The organism is Blautia difficilis, from assembly GCF_014297245.1.
GTDB lineage: Bacteria > Bacillota > Clostridia > Lachnospirales > Lachnospiraceae > Blautia_A > Blautia_A difficilis.
In genome coordinates this window covers 202,076-217,062 of sequence record NZ_JACOQG010000002.1, presented here as the reverse complement: position 1 = coordinate 217,062, position 14,987 = coordinate 202,076, and the positions used below count along the sequence as shown (strand labels likewise).

General features: G+C 43.6%; 15 protein-coding genes. 2 read left to right on the top strand and 13 right to left on the bottom strand.

The genetic code is table 11. From position 1 onward, the window contains the following. Positions 1 to 100: 100 nt before the first annotated feature. The 7 genes from mreB to gpr form a co-directional block, all read right to left on the bottom strand. Positions 101 to 1,090 (bottom strand): rod shape-determining protein, encoded by a 990-nt coding sequence (gene mreB, locus H8Z82_RS02625; RefSeq protein WP_019160722.1) that lies wholly within the window; start codon positions 1,088 to 1,090, stop codon positions 101 to 103. A gap of 130 nt (positions 1,091 to 1,220) precedes the next feature. Then, positions 1,221 to 4,061: an excinuclease ABC subunit UvrA gene (gene uvrA, locus H8Z82_RS02620; protein ID WP_186994190.1), complete on the bottom strand. Its 2,841-nt coding sequence runs from the start codon at positions 4,059 to 4,061 to the stop codon at positions 1,221 to 1,223. A gap of 93 nt (positions 4,062 to 4,154) precedes the next feature. Further along, complete coding sequence (hemW, locus tag H8Z82_RS02615) at positions 4,155 to 5,294, bottom strand: radical SAM family heme chaperone HemW (RefSeq protein ID WP_019160720.1); 1,140 nt, start codon at positions 5,292 to 5,294, stop codon at positions 4,155 to 4,157. Continuing rightward, positions 5,284 to 5,526, bottom strand: a complete 243-nt coding sequence (locus tag H8Z82_RS02610; RefSeq protein WP_019160719.1) for a hypothetical protein — start codon at positions 5,524 to 5,526, stop codon at positions 5,284 to 5,286. The genes hemW and H8Z82_RS02610 overlap by 11 nt, the downstream gene beginning before the upstream one ends. Positions 5,527 to 5,557: 31 nt before the next feature. After that, positions 5,558 to 7,366: a translation elongation factor 4 gene (lepA, locus tag H8Z82_RS02605; RefSeq protein ID WP_019160718.1), complete on the bottom strand. Its 1,809-nt coding sequence runs from the start codon at positions 7,364 to 7,366 to the stop codon at positions 5,558 to 5,560. A gap of 99 nt (positions 7,367 to 7,465) precedes the next feature. Continuing rightward, the gene (locus H8Z82_RS02600; protein WP_186994136.1) at positions 7,466 to 8,608 is read right to left on the bottom strand and encodes a stage II sporulation protein P; all 1,143 of its coding nucleotides are present in this window, start codon (positions 8,606 to 8,608) and stop codon (positions 7,466 to 7,468) included. Between the two features lie 58 nt (positions 8,609 to 8,666). Then, the gene (gene gpr / locus H8Z82_RS02595; protein ID WP_186994135.1) at positions 8,667 to 9,569 is read right to left on the bottom strand and encodes a GPR endopeptidase; all 903 of its coding nucleotides are present in this window, start codon (positions 9,567 to 9,569) and stop codon (positions 8,667 to 8,669) included. A gap of 302 nt (positions 9,570 to 9,871) precedes the next feature. Here gpr and rpsT point away from each other — a divergent pair, with 302 nt between their 5' ends. Further along, positions 9,872 to 10,135, top strand: coding sequence for a 30S ribosomal protein S20 (gene rpsT, locus H8Z82_RS02590; protein WP_019160715.1), 264 nt, complete (start codon positions 9,872 to 9,874; stop codon positions 10,133 to 10,135). Between the two features lie 74 nt (positions 10,136 to 10,209). On the opposite strand, the gene holA is transcribed toward rpsT, so the two are convergent. The 6 genes from holA to H8Z82_RS17065 form a co-directional block, all read right to left on the bottom strand. Then, entirely contained in the window at positions 10,210 to 11,193 is a 984-nt protein-coding gene (gene holA / locus H8Z82_RS02585; protein WP_019160714.1) for a DNA polymerase III subunit delta, read from the bottom strand. A gap of 56 nt (positions 11,194 to 11,249) precedes the next feature. Then, a complete protein-coding gene (locus H8Z82_RS02580; RefSeq protein ID WP_207724600.1) occupies positions 11,250 to 12,092 on the bottom strand; it encodes a ComEC/Rec2 family competence protein in 843 nt (280 codons plus the stop codon). 271 nt (positions 12,093 to 12,363) lie between these two features. Beyond that, positions 12,364 to 13,158 carry a ComEC/Rec2 family competence protein gene (locus H8Z82_RS02575; protein ID WP_186994133.1) on the bottom strand — a complete coding sequence of 265 codons (795 nt, stop codon included), beginning with the start codon at positions 13,156 to 13,158 and terminating at the stop codon, positions 12,364 to 12,366. A gap of 227 nt (positions 13,159 to 13,385) precedes the next feature. Further along, complete coding sequence (locus tag H8Z82_RS02570) at positions 13,386 to 13,697, bottom strand: hypothetical protein (RefSeq protein WP_243176377.1); 312 nt, start codon at positions 13,695 to 13,697, stop codon at positions 13,386 to 13,388. 85 nt (positions 13,698 to 13,782) lie between these two features. After that, entirely contained in the window at positions 13,783 to 14,103 is a 321-nt protein-coding gene (locus H8Z82_RS02565; protein WP_008117812.1) for a helix-turn-helix domain-containing protein, read from the bottom strand. 145 nt (positions 14,104 to 14,248) lie between these two features. Further along, positions 14,249 to 14,446, bottom strand: a complete 198-nt coding sequence (locus H8Z82_RS17065) for a hypothetical protein (protein ID WP_207724599.1) — start codon at positions 14,444 to 14,446, stop codon at positions 14,249 to 14,251. A gap of 50 nt (positions 14,447 to 14,496) precedes the next feature. Here H8Z82_RS17065 and H8Z82_RS02560 point away from each other — a divergent pair, with 50 nt between their 5' ends. Next, the gene (locus H8Z82_RS02560; RefSeq protein ID WP_186994131.1) at positions 14,497 to 14,880 is read left to right on the top strand and encodes a helix-turn-helix domain-containing protein; all 384 of its coding nucleotides are present in this window, start codon (positions 14,497 to 14,499) and stop codon (positions 14,878 to 14,880) included. The last annotated feature ends 107 nt before the right edge of the window (positions 14,881 to 14,987 follow it).

The following is a 14,987-nucleotide window of genomic DNA, read 5'->3' as shown; positions in this document are numbered from 1 at the left end:
ACTGTTTGCCATTGAAGCCATAACCTACCCCTAAAGCAAAAAGGCTGCCATATAAGCATAATAATATCCAAAAATGCTTACTCCGGCAACCCTCTTTCATTTATCCGTCGAGCCTGGCCACGACTTCTGCATATTTTCCTGTACCTACTGCAACTACACCCATTGCATTCTGCACTGTCAGCGTGCTCACACCGGTTCTCTGCTCGATCAGTGTATCCATTCCATGAAGTAATGCCCCACCTCCGGTAAGGACAATTCCCCTGTCCACAATATCTGCTGCCAGTTCCGGAGGAGTCTTCTCAAGGACCCCATGAACTGCTTCCACGATTTGTCCTGTAGCATCCTTAAGGGCCACACGGATTTCCTCTGAGGTAAGTGTAACAACCTTGGGAAGTCCTGTGTTTACATTACGTCCCTTTACCTCCATAGTTCTGGGGTCTGGTTCCTCACAGGCAGTTCCGATCTGTATTTTAATCTTCTCTGCCATATCTTCTCCTATAAAAAGGCCATGACTTTTTCTGGCATAATTCATGATCGCCTGGTTAAAAATATCTCCGGCCACCTTGATAGAAGCAGAAACAACTACTCCTCCCATGGAAATCACTGCAACATCTGTAGTTCCGGCTCCAATATCTACTACCAGATTTCCAAAAGGCTTGGTCACATCCAGTCCTGCTCCGATGGCTGCCGCAATAGGCTCCTCTACCATATAAACATTTCTGGCTCCCGCCTGATAAGTAGCTTCCTCTACTGCCTTTCTCTCAATCTCTGTAATTCCGCTTGGAACACAAATACTGATCCTGGGCTTACGGAAAGCACGCCTTCCCATTGCTTTGGAAATAAAATATTTCAGCATTTTTTCCATAACATTATAATCTACGATCACGCCCTGTCGGATAGGGCGGATAATCTCCATATCAGAAGTAATGTGTGCCTCCGCACTGCGTGCTTCTTCCCCGATTGCTCTGATCTTCTCTGTATTTTTATCATAAACTACAACGGAAGGCTCATTAAGCACCAGACCTCTTGTTGTAGAATAAGCCAGACTGTTCCTGGTCCCCAGGTCAATTCCAATATCACTTGCAGGCATAGGAATCCCCTTTCTTTCTGTTTTGATCAAGCGGATAAAATCATCCGCTCTGCTGTTTGCGTATTCATTATATACAACTTTTATTGAAAAAGAAAGCCCTGCAATATTATTTCAGATATTATTTCAGATATTATTCCAGGTATTTTTTCACATATTTTCCGGTATAAGAAACCGGTGACTGTGCTACTTCCTCCGGTGTTCCACAGGCAACTACCGTACCTCCCTTGTCGCCCCCTTCCGGACCAATATCAATAATATAATCGGCTGTCTTGATCACATCCAGATTATGTTCGATGACTACTACCGTATTGCCGCCCTCTGATAATCGTTTCAGAATCTCCACAAGTTTATGCACATCAGCAAAATGAAGGCCTGTTGTGGGCTCATCCAGAATATAGATGGTTTTACCTGTACTTCTCTTACTCAATTCTGTGGCAAGCTTGATCCTCTGGGCTTCTCCTCCGGAAAGTTCTGTAGAAGGCTGTCCCAGACGGATATAAGAAAGTCCCACATCATAAAGGGTCTGGATCTTTCTTTTAATCGAAGGAACATTTTCAAAAAAGGTCAGTGCCTCCTCCACAGTCATATTCAGTACATCGTAAATACTCTTGTCCTTATATTTTACTTCCAGAGTTTCTCTGTTATAGCGTTTTCCCTTGCAGACCTCACAGGGCACATATACATCCGGAAGAAAATGCATCTCGATCTTAATAATACCGTCACCACTGCAGGCTTCACATCTTCCGCCTTTCACATTAAAGCTGAAACGTCCTTTCTTGTAACCTCTCGCCTTGGCATCTGCTGTGGCCGCAAAAAGATCCCTGATCTGATCAAACACCCCGGTATAAGTTGCAGGATTGGATCTGGGTGTACGCCCGATGGGTGACTGATCAATATTGATCACCTTGTCAAGCTGATCTACTCCCAGAATATTCTTATGTTTACCGGGAATCACTCTGGCCCGGTTCAGATCTCTGGCCAGACGCTTATACAGAATCTCATTGATCAGAGAACTCTTACCTGATCCGGAAACTCCGGTAATGCAGGTCATAATCCCCAGCGGAACTTTCACATCAATATTCTTAAGATTATTCTCTGCTGCCCCTTTGATCGTAAGGAACCCGGTGGGTTTACGTCTTTCTGCCGGTACCGGAATCTTTAATTTCCCACTTAAATAAGCTCCTGTAATAGAATTTTCATTCTTCATCAAATCTTCGGCAGTTCCCATGGCAACCAGCTGTCCACCATGCTCTCCTGCTCCCGGCCCGATGTCCACAATACAGTCTGCAGCACGCATGGTATCCTCATCATGTTCTACAACGATCAGGCTGTTTCCCAGATCACGAAGCTTCATCAGGGAACTAAGAAGTCTGTCATTGTCTCTCTGATGAAGTCCGATACTGGGCTCATCCAGAATATAAGCAACACCTACCAGACCGGAGCCGATCTGTGTAGCCAGACGTATTCTTTGTGCTTCCCCGCCGGAAAGAGTACCTGTAGCACGGCCCAGGGACAAATAATCCAGACCTACATCAGACAGAAAGCTGACTCTCGCTCTGATCTCCTTCAGTATCTGCTTACCGATCAACAGCTGCTGTTCCGATAACTGCATATCTGCCAGGAAAGCCTTCAGCTTCTCTATAGAAAGATTGGTAATCTCATAGATATTCTTATCTGCCACTGTTACAGCTAGGGATTCTTTCTTCAGTCTCTGTCCTTTACAGGTTTTACAGGGAGTGATTCGCATAAAAGACTCATACTCCTGCTTCATGGTATCTGAGCCTGTCTCCCGGTATCTCTGCTCCACATTTCGGATCAGTCCCGGGAATGCTACATCATAAACACCCTCTCCGCGCTGGCCTTTATAATAAACCTTAACTGAATGCCCATTGGTTCCATTAATCAGGATATCCTTGATCTTCTCCGGATAATTCTCAAATGGGGTTGCCAGACTGAAATCATATTCCCTGGCAAGTGCATCCAGGATTGCTCTGGAAAAACTGCCCTCGCTTGTGCATGACTGCCATCCTGTCACCACAATGGCACCCTCAAGGATACTCAATGATTTATCCGGAATCATCAGATCAATGTCAAATTCCATCTTATATCCCAGTCCCAGACAATCCGGGCAGGCACCAAAAGGATTATTGAAGGAAAAACTTCTGGGCTCGATCTCATCAATACTCACTTCGCAGTCCGGACAGGAGAAACTCTGGCTGAAATTATGGATATTCCCATCCATGGTATCTACCATCAAAAGCCCTTCTGCCAGCTCCAGTACAGTCTCAATGGAATCGGACAGTCTCTTCTCGATCCCCGGCTTTACGATCAGACGGTCTACAACGATCTCTATATTATGTTTGATATTCTTATCCAGACTGATCTCCTCAGATAATTCGTACATATTTCCATCAATCTGCACACGGACGTAACCGCTTCGCTTGGCCTGCTCCAGAAGCTTGGCATGGGTTCCCTTACGTCCTCTCACAACAGGAGCCAGCAGTTGGATCTTTGTTCTCTCAGGAAAAGACATAATGCTGTCCACCATCTGGTCTACTGTCTGCTTCTTAATCTCTCTTCCGCATTTGGGACAATGGGGAATTCCCACTCTGGCATACAGAAGTCTGAAATAGTCATAAATCTCCGTCACAGTCCCTACTGTGGAACGTGGATTGCGGTTCGTCGATTTCTGATCAATGGAAATGGCAGGGGGCAAGCCCTCGATACTCTCCACATCCGGCTTCTCCATCTGTCCCAGGAACTGTCTCGCATAAGAAGAAAGAGATTCCATATATCGTCTCTGTCCCTCTGCGTAAATGGTATCAAAAGCCAGTGATGACTTGCCGGAACCGCTCAGTCCGGTAAGCACCACAAACTGGTCTCTAGGAATATCCACACTTAAATTCTTAAGATTGTTTACATTGGCGCCTCTGATTCTGATAAATTGTTTCTTCGTTGTATCCGCAGCCATTTCTGCCTCCTGTTTCTTATAGTATTTCATTCACCACTTCATTTCCGAATTCTGTTCCCAGTATAATATAGGAACATTTGTTCGTCAAGCTGTTTACAGCAAAAATTCTGCCATAATCGAATTACTTACATGGATTCCTTCCCTGCTCAGGAAAATCCTGCCATCTTTCTCCAACAGCAATTCCATGGACTCATACTTCTCCAGAACCTCTCCATACACTGACTCTATTGTACAGCCAAAACACCTCTGAAAATCAGCCTTTGAAATTCCCTTCGTCATGCGAAGCCCAAGAAACATAAATTCTGCCATCTCATCTTCTCTTGTGAGAGAGGGCTCTTTTTCCCTTATTTTTTCCGGATTTCTGCTGTTTTCCAGATATTTTTTCATATCTGCCGTATTGGCAAAGCGTTCTTTTCCATAAAGAGAAGAAGCTCCCAGACCAAATCCCAGGTAATCCTGTCTGGTCCAGTAGCCTACGTTATGTCTGCATTCCCTGCCTTTTCTGGCATAATTGGAAATCTCATACTGTTCAAACCCATATTCCTTCAGGATCTGCGCAGTTGCCTCATACATATTGTATTCTGTGTCTTCATCAGGCAGATTAAGCTTCCGCGCAGCAAAAGGTGTCCCCTCTTCCACGATCAGACTATATGCAGAAATATGTTCCGGTTCCAATTCTGCAACTGTGCGCAGATTTTTCACCCATCCCTCATAGGTCTGATCCGGGATCGCACTCATTAAATCAATGTTAATATTGTCAAATCCAACTGTCCTTGCCTCTTGATAGGTTTCCAAAAACTGCCCGTAATTATGAATCCTTCCCAGAATTTTCAACTCCCTGTCCTCAGGGGACTGCAGTCCTATACTCAATCGGTTGATTCCCATTTCTCTGTATGCCTGAAGCTTTCCAATATTTGCTGTTCCCGGATTTACCTCTATGGTAATCTCTGCGTCTTCTTTCATTTTAAATCTGTTTCTGATTTCTCTCAGTATGTCTCCCAGAAGTCTCTCATCCAGCACAGAAGGAGTGCCTCCTCCAATAAATATGGAGGATACACTCCTTCCTTCACCTTCCTCTGCTGCCTGTATTTCCCTCAAAAGAGCCTGTACATAATCAGCCTGCTCTTTTGGTCCCGAAGGCCCTGAAAGGAAATCACAGTAATCACATTTTCTGATACAGAACGGAATGTGGATATAAATTTCCATGGGAGAATTTTCTTTCCTATTCTTCATTTTCCCCTGCCAGATATTCATTCACCATTGTCAGGTTTCCGTTTGTAGTAACCGCTGCAGAGTCCACCTGTTCCACAGAAGGAGTAGGTGTATTAGAAGGCGCCGCCACAGTAATAGGCAGCACCTTGGAAGAAGCCGCATCCAATTCCTTCTTTTTTCCACAGCCAGCTATGATAACACAGGATAAACCTGTCAGTAAAATGACCACTGCCCTTCTATTTATTTTTATCATGCCAAACACCCTCTATTCTTCTGTGCGGTTTTTATTTATCATCCAGCTTCAGTACACTCATAAAGGCTTTCTGCGGGATTTCCACATTACCTACCTGGCGCATACGCTTCTTACCTTCCTTCTGTTTCTCCAGAAGTTTCTTCTTACGGGAAATATCACCACCGTAACACTTGGCAAGAACGTCCTTACGCATAGCGCGTACCGTCTCTCTTGCAATGATCTTGCTTCCGACTGCAGCCTGGATGGGAATTTCAAAGAGCTGACGCGGAATCTCATCCTTCAGTTTCTCGCACATCTTACGGCCTCTCTCATAGGCAGTATCTGCATGTACGATAAAAGAAAGGGCATCCACCTCTTCTTTATTTACCAGAATATCCAGCTTCACAAGTTCACTTCTCTCATATCCACAGAGTTCATAGTCCAGGGAAGCATAACCTCTGGAACGGGATTTCAGAGCATCAAAGAAATCGTAGATGATCTCATTTAATGGAAGTTTATATTTCAGAAGAGCACGTGTTTCTTCCATATAATCCATTCCCAGATACTGTCCTCTTCGTTCCTGACAGAGATCCATGATGGCACCGATAAATTCTGTTGTTACCATGATCTCAGCATTTACCATAGGCTCTTCCATATATTCGATCTCTGACGGATCAGGCAGATTGCTTGGATTCGTCAGATTGATAACTTCACCATTGGTTTTGTGTACCTTGTAGATAACACCAGGTGCTGTAGTTACAAGGTCAAGGTTATATTCTCTTTCCAGACGTTCCTGAATAATTTCCAGATGAAGAAGTCCCAGGAAACCACAGCGGAAACCAAATCCAAGAGCTACAGAAGTCTCCGGCTCATAGAAAAGAGAAGCATCGTTAAGCTGAAGTTTCTCAAGTGCATCTCTTAAATCTCCATATTTAGCACCGTCTGCAGGATATAATCCGCAGTATACCATAGGATTTACTTTTTTATAGCCCGGAAGTGCTTCTGCACATGGTCTGTCCTTATCTGTAACTGTATCACCTACGCGAGTATCACCAAGGTTTTTAATGCTGGCAGTAATGTAGCCTACCATACCTGCTGTCAGTTCCTCGCATGGAATAAACTGACCTGCACCAAAGTATCCTACTTCTACAACCTCTGTGGTAAAGCCTGTTGCCATCATATGGATCTGGGTGCCTCTTTTCACACGTCCATCCATAACACGGCAGAATACGATAACGCCTTTGTATGCATCGTAGATTGAGTCAAAGATCAGTGCCTTCAGTGGTGCATCTACATCACCGTGAGGTGCCGGGATCTTTGTCACGATCTGTTCAAGCACTTCTTCTATATTAAGTCCTGTTTTGGCAGAGATTCTCGGAGCGTCATGAGCTTCAAGACCTATGACATCTTCAATCTCATTTACTACACGGTCCGGCTCTGCACTTGGCAGATCGATCTTGTTGATAACAGGAAGAACATCCAGATCATGGTCAAGTGCAAGATATACATTTGCCAGTGTCTGGGCTTCGATTCCCTGTGCTGCATCTACTACCAGAATCGCACCGTCACAGGCTGCAAGGCTTCGGGATACCTCATAGTTAAAATCCACATGTCCAGGGGTATCAATGAGATTAAAGATATATTCTTCCCCATCTTTAGCTTTGTATACAATACGCACTGCCTGGGATTTGATAGTGATCCCGCGCTCTCTTTCAAGTTCCATGTTGTCCAGTACCTGTGACTGCATTTCACGTTCAGTCAAAGTTCCGGTCATTTCGATGATTCGGTCGGCAAGAGTGGATTTGCCATGGTCTATATGTGCAATAATACAGAAATTTCTGATTTTGCTCTGATCTATCATTCAGGAATTCCCTCCTAAGTTCTTTCTTAATCTACTGTAGTTGTTGGTTTTGCTAATTTTGTATTATAGCATATGGGGGAAGGGTTTGTCATCTACTTCTTATCCCTGCAAGACTTTATTGAGGATGTAAGCAAATGGTTCCATGGCGTTTTTTACTTCCTGGACAGTATTGGTCTGTGCACCGGCTTCCAGAAGGATGGAACGGGGGCGTAAATGAAGGTTATAACGATAGCCTGCAAGGTAGATTCCCCTGTAAAATTCAGGATAATATTGGGCTGCCTGGTATTCCAGCTGGAAAGAAAATGCCAGGTTTTGCTGTATGTATGGATTTGGAAGATATTCCAGTGAACCTTTAGCTGTAGTGTAGCTCAGTCCATTATAAAAAAGGATCTGAGCTGTAGGTTTTCCATTGATCTCTGTTACAAGATGGCGGTCCTCGGGAACACCATCCCGATGGAGGTCTATGATTACCTGGATGTCCGGATTTTCCTGAAGGTAGGGTTCCAGATAATCCCGGGCATAATCATAGGCAGCACTGCGGTCCAGTTCCCCTCCTGCCATATCGAACTGTTCTTTGAGATGGACAACCTGATATCCATAATTTTCTGTAAGAATCTGTACCAAATAATCCCCCACTCCTACAATAGTATCCGCTTCTTCCCCTTCTCTGGAATCTGCAAATGTTTCCTGTGAATGACTGTGATAGATTAGGATCTGAGGTACATCTGTGTCTTTTGAAATTTCAAAATCCTGTTTCAGAAAATCTTGGGCATTCAACTGTGCAGGATTGGTTTCTGTATTGGAATCTACAATATAAAACTGTCCCAGCAGATAATCATAGTCAGCCAGCAGATCAGGAGACAGATCAATTGCCGGATCAGGAACTGCTGTTGAAATAGTCTCCCGGGAAGTATCCTTTTTTTCAGTCTTCTTGGTTTTCTGTTTCTTTGTTTTCTGCTTCTTCTTGCTTTTGGAATTTTTCTTCTTTTCCTTCTCTGAAATTGAAGTTTGCTCTTCCTTCGCCTTTTGTCTCAGATATTTTCCATTTTCACTGGCAATGGCCTCATAAGTTTTCTGATCACCATACTGGTCTATTTCCCGGGATTTCTTTTCCAGAAAACGATACAGTGGCAGATGCCTGTACACATTTTTTCCTGTAAAAACAGGCTCTGGCACAATTGTCAGAATTGTAAAAAAGCACAGACTCAGCAATATTCCAAGCGCTTTCTGAAATCTGGTCACATGATCACCTCTCAGGAGAATCCTATGACAAACTTTCCTTAAATATACTTCTGACCTGTCAGCAAAAAGCCAGATTCAGCCCCTCTGAAATAGTAAAGCTTAAATATTTTACAGTTTCATCCACATCCTTTGGTGTCACAAACATGGTATGAAGATGAGGTGAGATCATTTCCTCCAGAAACTCCTTCCGTTCGGCCTCTTCCAGGGCATCCAGCAGATGGGCCATGGAATCATGAACAATTGTTGCTGCATCTACCACTGTAGGAACTCCGAGCCCGATCACTTTTGTCTGCAAATTTTTCTCTGTCAGACCAATTCTGTGATTTCCAACGCCGGATCCCGGATGGATTCCTGTATCTGTGATCTGTATGGTTCTGTTTAATCGTCTGGTACTTCTGGCAGCCAGCGCATCTATGGCAATTACCACATCCGGTTTGGTCTCTGCCACAATTCCTTTAAGGATCTCGGAAGTCTCCATTCCTGTCTGCGCCATTACACCGGGAATAATCCCACTGATGCGGTGCATCCGTTCTTTTCCCAGACTCTTTAATCCGTATTCTTTGATCATATGTCTTGTGATCCGAAGATTTTCCACCACATGAGGTCCCAGAGAATCTGCTGTGATAGCCGAATTTCCCAGCCCTGCTACCAATATGGACGTTTCCTGTTCCAATGAGATCAGATTTCTGAGATGTGTGGCAATTTCCCGGGAAATTTCTCTGTGGTAATCCTCATCGGGCATGGATAGTCCCGGGGCTTCCATTGTAATATAGTTTCCCTGGGGTCTTCCCATTGCTTTGGCACCGTTTTCTGTAGTTATTTTTACCACTGTAGTCCGAATATCCTTTTCCTCATCATAATTCTCAAGAACCTCTACGCCCCGTATTTCCACATTTTTTTCTGTAAACTGCTCCCTGGCTTCCAGTGCCAGGTCTGTCCGGATTTCGTAACTTCCCAACATAATTTTCCTCCTGTGTATCTAATGTACTCTCAAAGTCTTTATTGCCATTTACACTGGATTCCCTGCGAAGTGCAAATTTATTTTTACATTGTCATTTTCCACGTTTTCATGATAAATTATACACTGTCACAAATATGTTGTATTTTTCTCTATAATAATATGATTTTTTCTTTATTTTTAGGCCAAAAATATATTGACAAGTCAAAAAAACTGTAATAATATATATAAGCATGTTCATAGGAACGCCCGTGTCTGTTTCTATGACAGGACATTTAAATCGAATAAAATTGGAGGTGTACGAATTGGCTAACATTAAATCTGCTAAGAAAAGAATTTTAGTAAACAGAACAAAAGCAGCTAGAAACAAATCTATCAAATCTGCTGTTAAGACTTCTATCAAAAAAGTTGAGGTTGCTGTAGAGAACAAGGATAAAGCAGCTGCAGAAGTAGCATTAAAGGATGCAGTTTCTACAATCAGCAAGGCTACATCTAAAGGTGTTTACCACAAAAACAACTGCGCAAGAAAAGTTGCTCGTTTATCCAAAGCTGTTAACAGCATTGCATAATAATATATTTTAGATTTTAATTATAAGCTTATGATTAAAAGAGACAGCCATCACCGTCATGTGGCTGTCTTTTTTTATGCTTTTGAACTGTATTTGATGATCAGCAATTCTACACTGAGCTTATCCTCCAGCCTGCCGGTTTTTACAGCTTCTTCTGCATCCACAAAATCTTCTACTGCACATTCCAGCTCTGAGACCGTATAGGCCCGGGCGCAGGAAAGAACGTTGCGAAGGGCAAAAACCGGAATTCCAAGTTTAGAAGCGATCTCAGTTTGCCCAAGACCGGAAGCTGTAAATTGTTTGGCCAGAAGAAGCTGTCTGTATTGTCTGGCAAGAAGAAAAAGAATACGCATAGGAGGCTCCTTCAGAGTAAGGAGATCATAATAAAGCTCCAGGGCCCGTTTTTGATTTTTCTCCGTTACTGCACGCACCATATCGAAAATACGGTTCGTGGTCTGAGTCGTACAAATCTCTTCAATATCTCCCCCAGTGACAACATCCCGTCCTTCTGTGTAGCAGATCAGCTTTTCAAGCTCCATGCGCAGGTTCCCCATGTCTGTACCTGTTTTTGTCAGAAGCAGCTCCATATCCCTCTGTGTAATTCTTTTTCCGGCTTTTCCCAGAAGTCCGGCTGCCCAGCGCATCAATGTTTTCTCATCCTGTCTGATAAATTCCGCGATAGCCCCACAGGACTTCACCGCTTTATACATACGGCTGCGCTTATCTACCTCTGATTCTACAAATACCATACAGAGATAATCCGGAAGCTCCTTCATGTACTCTGCCAGTTCCTCACATTTATTTTTGAAAAAGCCGGTATCCTCCAGAATAATCACTCTTCTGTCTGCAAAAAAGGGCATAGTTTCACACAGATCAATAAGCTGACGGATATCAATGCCTTTTCCTTCATAATGCGCAAAGTTCATAGTATCTCCGTCTGGATTCAAGGCTTTTTCCAGATTTGTTTTATACTGCTGCTTCAGATAAGCTTCTTCTCCATATAAAAGATATGCTTTTCTGAAATTCCCTGTTTTAATGTCTTCCTGTATATTTTTCAATAGTCTTTACCAGCCATTTCTGTTCATTTTCTTTCAGTCTAGCGGAAATCTGAAGATCAGTCAATAACAAACCTCTGTACTTTCATTTTTTCCTCATCTACTTCCACTATCACTGCTCCGCTTCTGTCTGTCCTGCAGATTTCAGTTCCTGCATTCTCCAGGCGGCGGAGTGTTTCCGGTGAAGGATGCCCATAGGTATTAGAGGCAGAACAGGAAATTACTGCCAGCTCTGGTTTTACTACATTCAGAAATTCTTCGCCTGTAGAATACCGCGAACCATGATGGGCTACTTTTAGAAAATCCACATCCTCCAGACGGTGGGCACTCTGAAGTTTTTTCTCTGTTTCCATACCAATGTCTCCTGTAAAAAGCCCCTTGAATTTCCCATATTCCAGTTCCATCACCATGGCTTCCTCATTCACATCCTCCCCCACAGCACCTTTTTCCGGCCAGAGAATATCCAGCTGCGCATTTCCATAACAGATCCTGTCTCCTGCCTTTACCTGAAACACCTGCACATCTGCAGTCTGCGCAAGCTCTCTCAGTTTCAGATAATTTTCCGGTTCTTCTTCCCAGTCCGGCAAAATCAAATGATCGACCCTTATGGAAGTGAGCCCCTTCCCCACATACTCAAGAATTTCCTCTGTACCACTGATATGGTCTCCATCTGTATGGGAAATAAAAATCCCATCCAGCCTGGATATGCCCCTGCTTTTCAGATAAGGCAGGATCTGATACTGTCCCACAGCACTTTTGTTGCTGCTTCCTCCGTCAATAAGTAAATTCCAGGTTCCTTCAATCTCCAGGACGATGCCATCCCCCTGGCCCACATCCAGACAGGCGATTCGCAGATTTGGTCTTGCCCTGTACCCCAGCAGCCACATCCCAAACCCTAACATCCCGATACACAGCATTGGAAGCTTCCATCTGCGTATACGAACCCTCTGTATTCTATCTCTACATTTTCCATACATCATTTTAAAGTACTGCGCTCTCTAAAATATAATAAATGTAAAGCGGACATTCGCAATCCGCTTCGCTACTTGCTCATGAACGCAGTCGCTTCGCGACCTGTCAGTGGGAGCTTTCAACTCCCACTGACATAAGCATCCCCCCTTACCCACCGCTTAGTGCTCTACGCACTTGAAGCGAGGGAATGCTTATCTGCGTTCAGCTTGTGGAATTCTCTTTCCCCATACAATAAACTCTATATATCCATATGCTCCCACCCATCAGCAAATAATACCCTGCAATCTGCCAAATCTGCGGTTTTCCTCCCACCCAGGTACAAAACGGAAGCCTTCCGGCAGCTATACATATCCATTCATAGGCCCCAAGCACCACTCTGCCCGGAATAGCTGCCAGCCAGGATGCCCTCAGGCTGAAAAGTCCCATCAAAGTTGCTGCAGTCCCACTTCCCAGCACCACTCCCACTGTAGGAAGTACCAGTAAATTCAGAAATATCCCTATCACCGACACTTCCCCATAAAACCAGAGCACAATGGGAAGTGTGGTAAGCTGTACTACCGCAGATGCCAGAAAGCTTTGCCGGAACTTTCCGCCTGTGCTTTTCCTTTTTTCTGCTCTTTCCATTCCTTCCCATATCAATGGCCATATACATCCAACTCCTGTCACAGCACCAAAAGACAACAGAAATCCCCCGTCCAGCATATATGCCGGACTTTCCACAAGAATCAGGATTGCAGCCACAGCCATGGCTGTGGGCAGATCATAAATCCGTCCGACAATCTTCGCTCCTACAGACAGCAAAAACATGGTCACAGCTCTCATTGTGGAAACTCCGCCTCCTGTCATCATTCCATACTGAACCATGATCACCAACGCCAGCATCCCAGCAGGCCAGATTCCCAGACCTATCCATTTCAGGAAATTATAAAGCCCCAGCCCCAACAGGCTGATGTGTAGTCCCGTCTGGGGCTTTACCCTGTCTTTTATAGATGGCATAACTTCTTATTATAAAGGGATAGTCAGCATACAATGCTAAGGGGGATAGTCCACTAGGGGATATACCCCCTTTGAACACCCCAGATTTGCTTATTCTTGAGATTTGTATAATCACGCAAAACCATTTTTGCGGCTCTCTGTTATATGTATCGTATAACACCACTATATTTGTAACAAAAAATAGCGTGGCTGTCAAATCGTAGCCACACTATTTTTTGCGTTCCGTCTTACTGCTGATTCTGTTTTTCAGTAAAGAATGCTCCATAACTATACATCTTCATGCTCTGGTATCTGCCCATATCCAGCAGATTGTTTATTATGATTTCCACGTCCCTGTCCTCACCGGACTGCTCATGCAGTCTCTGGCATATCCTTCCATAGGCTGCAAGCATTTCACTGTAGAGTTTTTCACAGTATCTGCCTTCTTCAAATTCATTCTCTACCACACTGCTTTCCTCACAATCAAATTTATCCAGATCATAATGTCCGTTCATCAGATCGTAGATCATTGTTTTGAATTCCTGATCCTGTACTCTCATATACATCCTCATCACTTTCCGTGGTCACAGGAATGCATAGAAAAAGGGAAGCCAGTCTTGTCAGATACAATCAAACTGCTTCCCCTTACTTCTTCAGCGTCCTTACGAAGTTCATCAGTATTCTGCGTTCATCCGCATTTAAGTCATCCCATATCTCCAATAATTCACCTTGCTCATCCGTCAGGTCAGGCCGCATACCATCTCCGGCAAAGAACTGTGCGATTGAAATTCCGAATGCATCACAGATCCTTTCCAGGGTCGGTACTGTAGGTATGCTCTTCTTATTCATTATATTTGCCAACGCTGTCTGCGACATATCCGTGAGCTGTGCAAGTCTGTATTTGGAGACTTTATGCTTGCTGCATAATTCTTTTACCCTCTTTGGTATGTACTCCTCTGTACGCAAGTAAATTACACCTCTCTTCTATCTGTACGATATACATATTGTAACCGTTACGCAGAAGAATTATTAGAACCATATTTCTTTCGTAAATTACTCTAGTGTAGTGGAGTATCTGGGTAAAAAAATATGAACGGCAGATTTATGCAGTTCAGTTTTGTATCATGACAGAACCTTGATTTTCCTTGTTTCCATCATTCTTATATCGTCTTGTTTCAGTTATAAGCATACCATCTGCATCAGTATCCTTCAATAAAAATCGTTCGACATATTTCGCACTTTCCCATCCCCCCTGTTTTCCTTTTACTCCATTACGCTTTATTAAATTACACAACCTTTTTGCACTCATTGATAGATAATTTACCTTGCGTAAGAAAAAGAAAACAGGAGGTACAATCTATGAATCAGACGCAGATATCTGTCAACCACAAGCAGATAGGATACCGTATCAAGGAAGTAAGGGAGCAGAACCATATTTCACAAGCGCAGCTTGCGGAAATGACCGACCTTTCCGTCTCCTACATAAGCCACATTGAAAATGCAAAAAGGAAAGCAAGCCTGGAATCTGTCATCCGTATCGTGAATGCCCTCGGCATTACCGTGGATGAACTGCTTGCCGGAGTGCAGATGAACAATCCGGCTGCATACCAGACAGACATCGATATGCTCATGGAGGACTGCTCGGAAAATGAGAAAAGATTCATCTATGAGCTTATAAAGGCAAGCCTTGAAACCATGCACAAAAACGGCTGGGAACTTGCTTCCAGTGACAGGCACAGATAAAGGCACACTATTTTCACACAAATAAATTTTCTTTGAAATAGACTATAGGGATATGGCTGTCCGTATAGTCTATTTTATTTCAGCATGAAAATTTTATAATAAAATCC

What these genes read in the sequence shown, in the direction of transcription:
- mreB (WP_019160722.1), bottom strand. Translation starts at nt 1,090, where the DNA reads ATGCCTGCAAGTGATATTGGAATTGACCTGGGGACCAGGAACAGTCTG.
- uvrA (WP_186994190.1), bottom strand. Translation starts at nt 4,061, where the DNA reads ATGGCTGCGGATACAACGAAGAAACAATTTATCAGAATCAGAGGCGCC.
- hemW (WP_019160720.1), bottom strand. Translation starts at nt 5,294, where the DNA reads ATGAAGAATAGGAAAGAAAATTCTCCCATGGAAATTTATATCCACATT.
- H8Z82_RS02610 (WP_019160719.1), bottom strand. Translation starts at nt 5,526, where the DNA reads ATGATAAAAATAAATAGAAGGGCAGTGGTCATTTTACTGACAGGTTTA.
- lepA (WP_019160718.1), bottom strand. Translation starts at nt 7,366, where the DNA reads ATGATAGATCAGAGCAAAATCAGAAATTTCTGTATTATTGCACATATA.
- gpr (WP_186994135.1), bottom strand. Translation starts at nt 9,569, where the DNA reads ATGTTGGGAAGTTACGAAATCCGGACAGACCTGGCACTGGAAGCCAGG.
- H8Z82_RS02580 (WP_207724600.1), bottom strand. Translation starts at nt 12,092, where the DNA reads ATGTTAGGGTTTGGGATGTGGCTGCTGGGGTACAGGGCAAGACCAAAT.
- H8Z82_RS02575 (WP_186994133.1), bottom strand. Translation starts at nt 13,158, where the DNA reads ATGCCATCTATAAAAGACAGGGTAAAGCCCCAGACGGGACTACACATC.
- H8Z82_RS02570 (WP_243176377.1), bottom strand. Translation starts at nt 13,697, where the DNA reads ATGAGAGTACAGGATCAGGAATTCAAAACAATGATCTACGATCTGATG.
- H8Z82_RS17065 (WP_207724599.1), bottom strand. Translation starts at nt 14,446, where the DNA reads ATGAGTGCAAAAAGGTTGTGTAATTTAATAAAGCGTAATGGAGTAAAA.
- H8Z82_RS02560 (WP_186994131.1), top strand. Translation starts at nt 14,497, where the DNA reads ATGAATCAGACGCAGATATCTGTCAACCACAAGCAGATAGGATACCGT.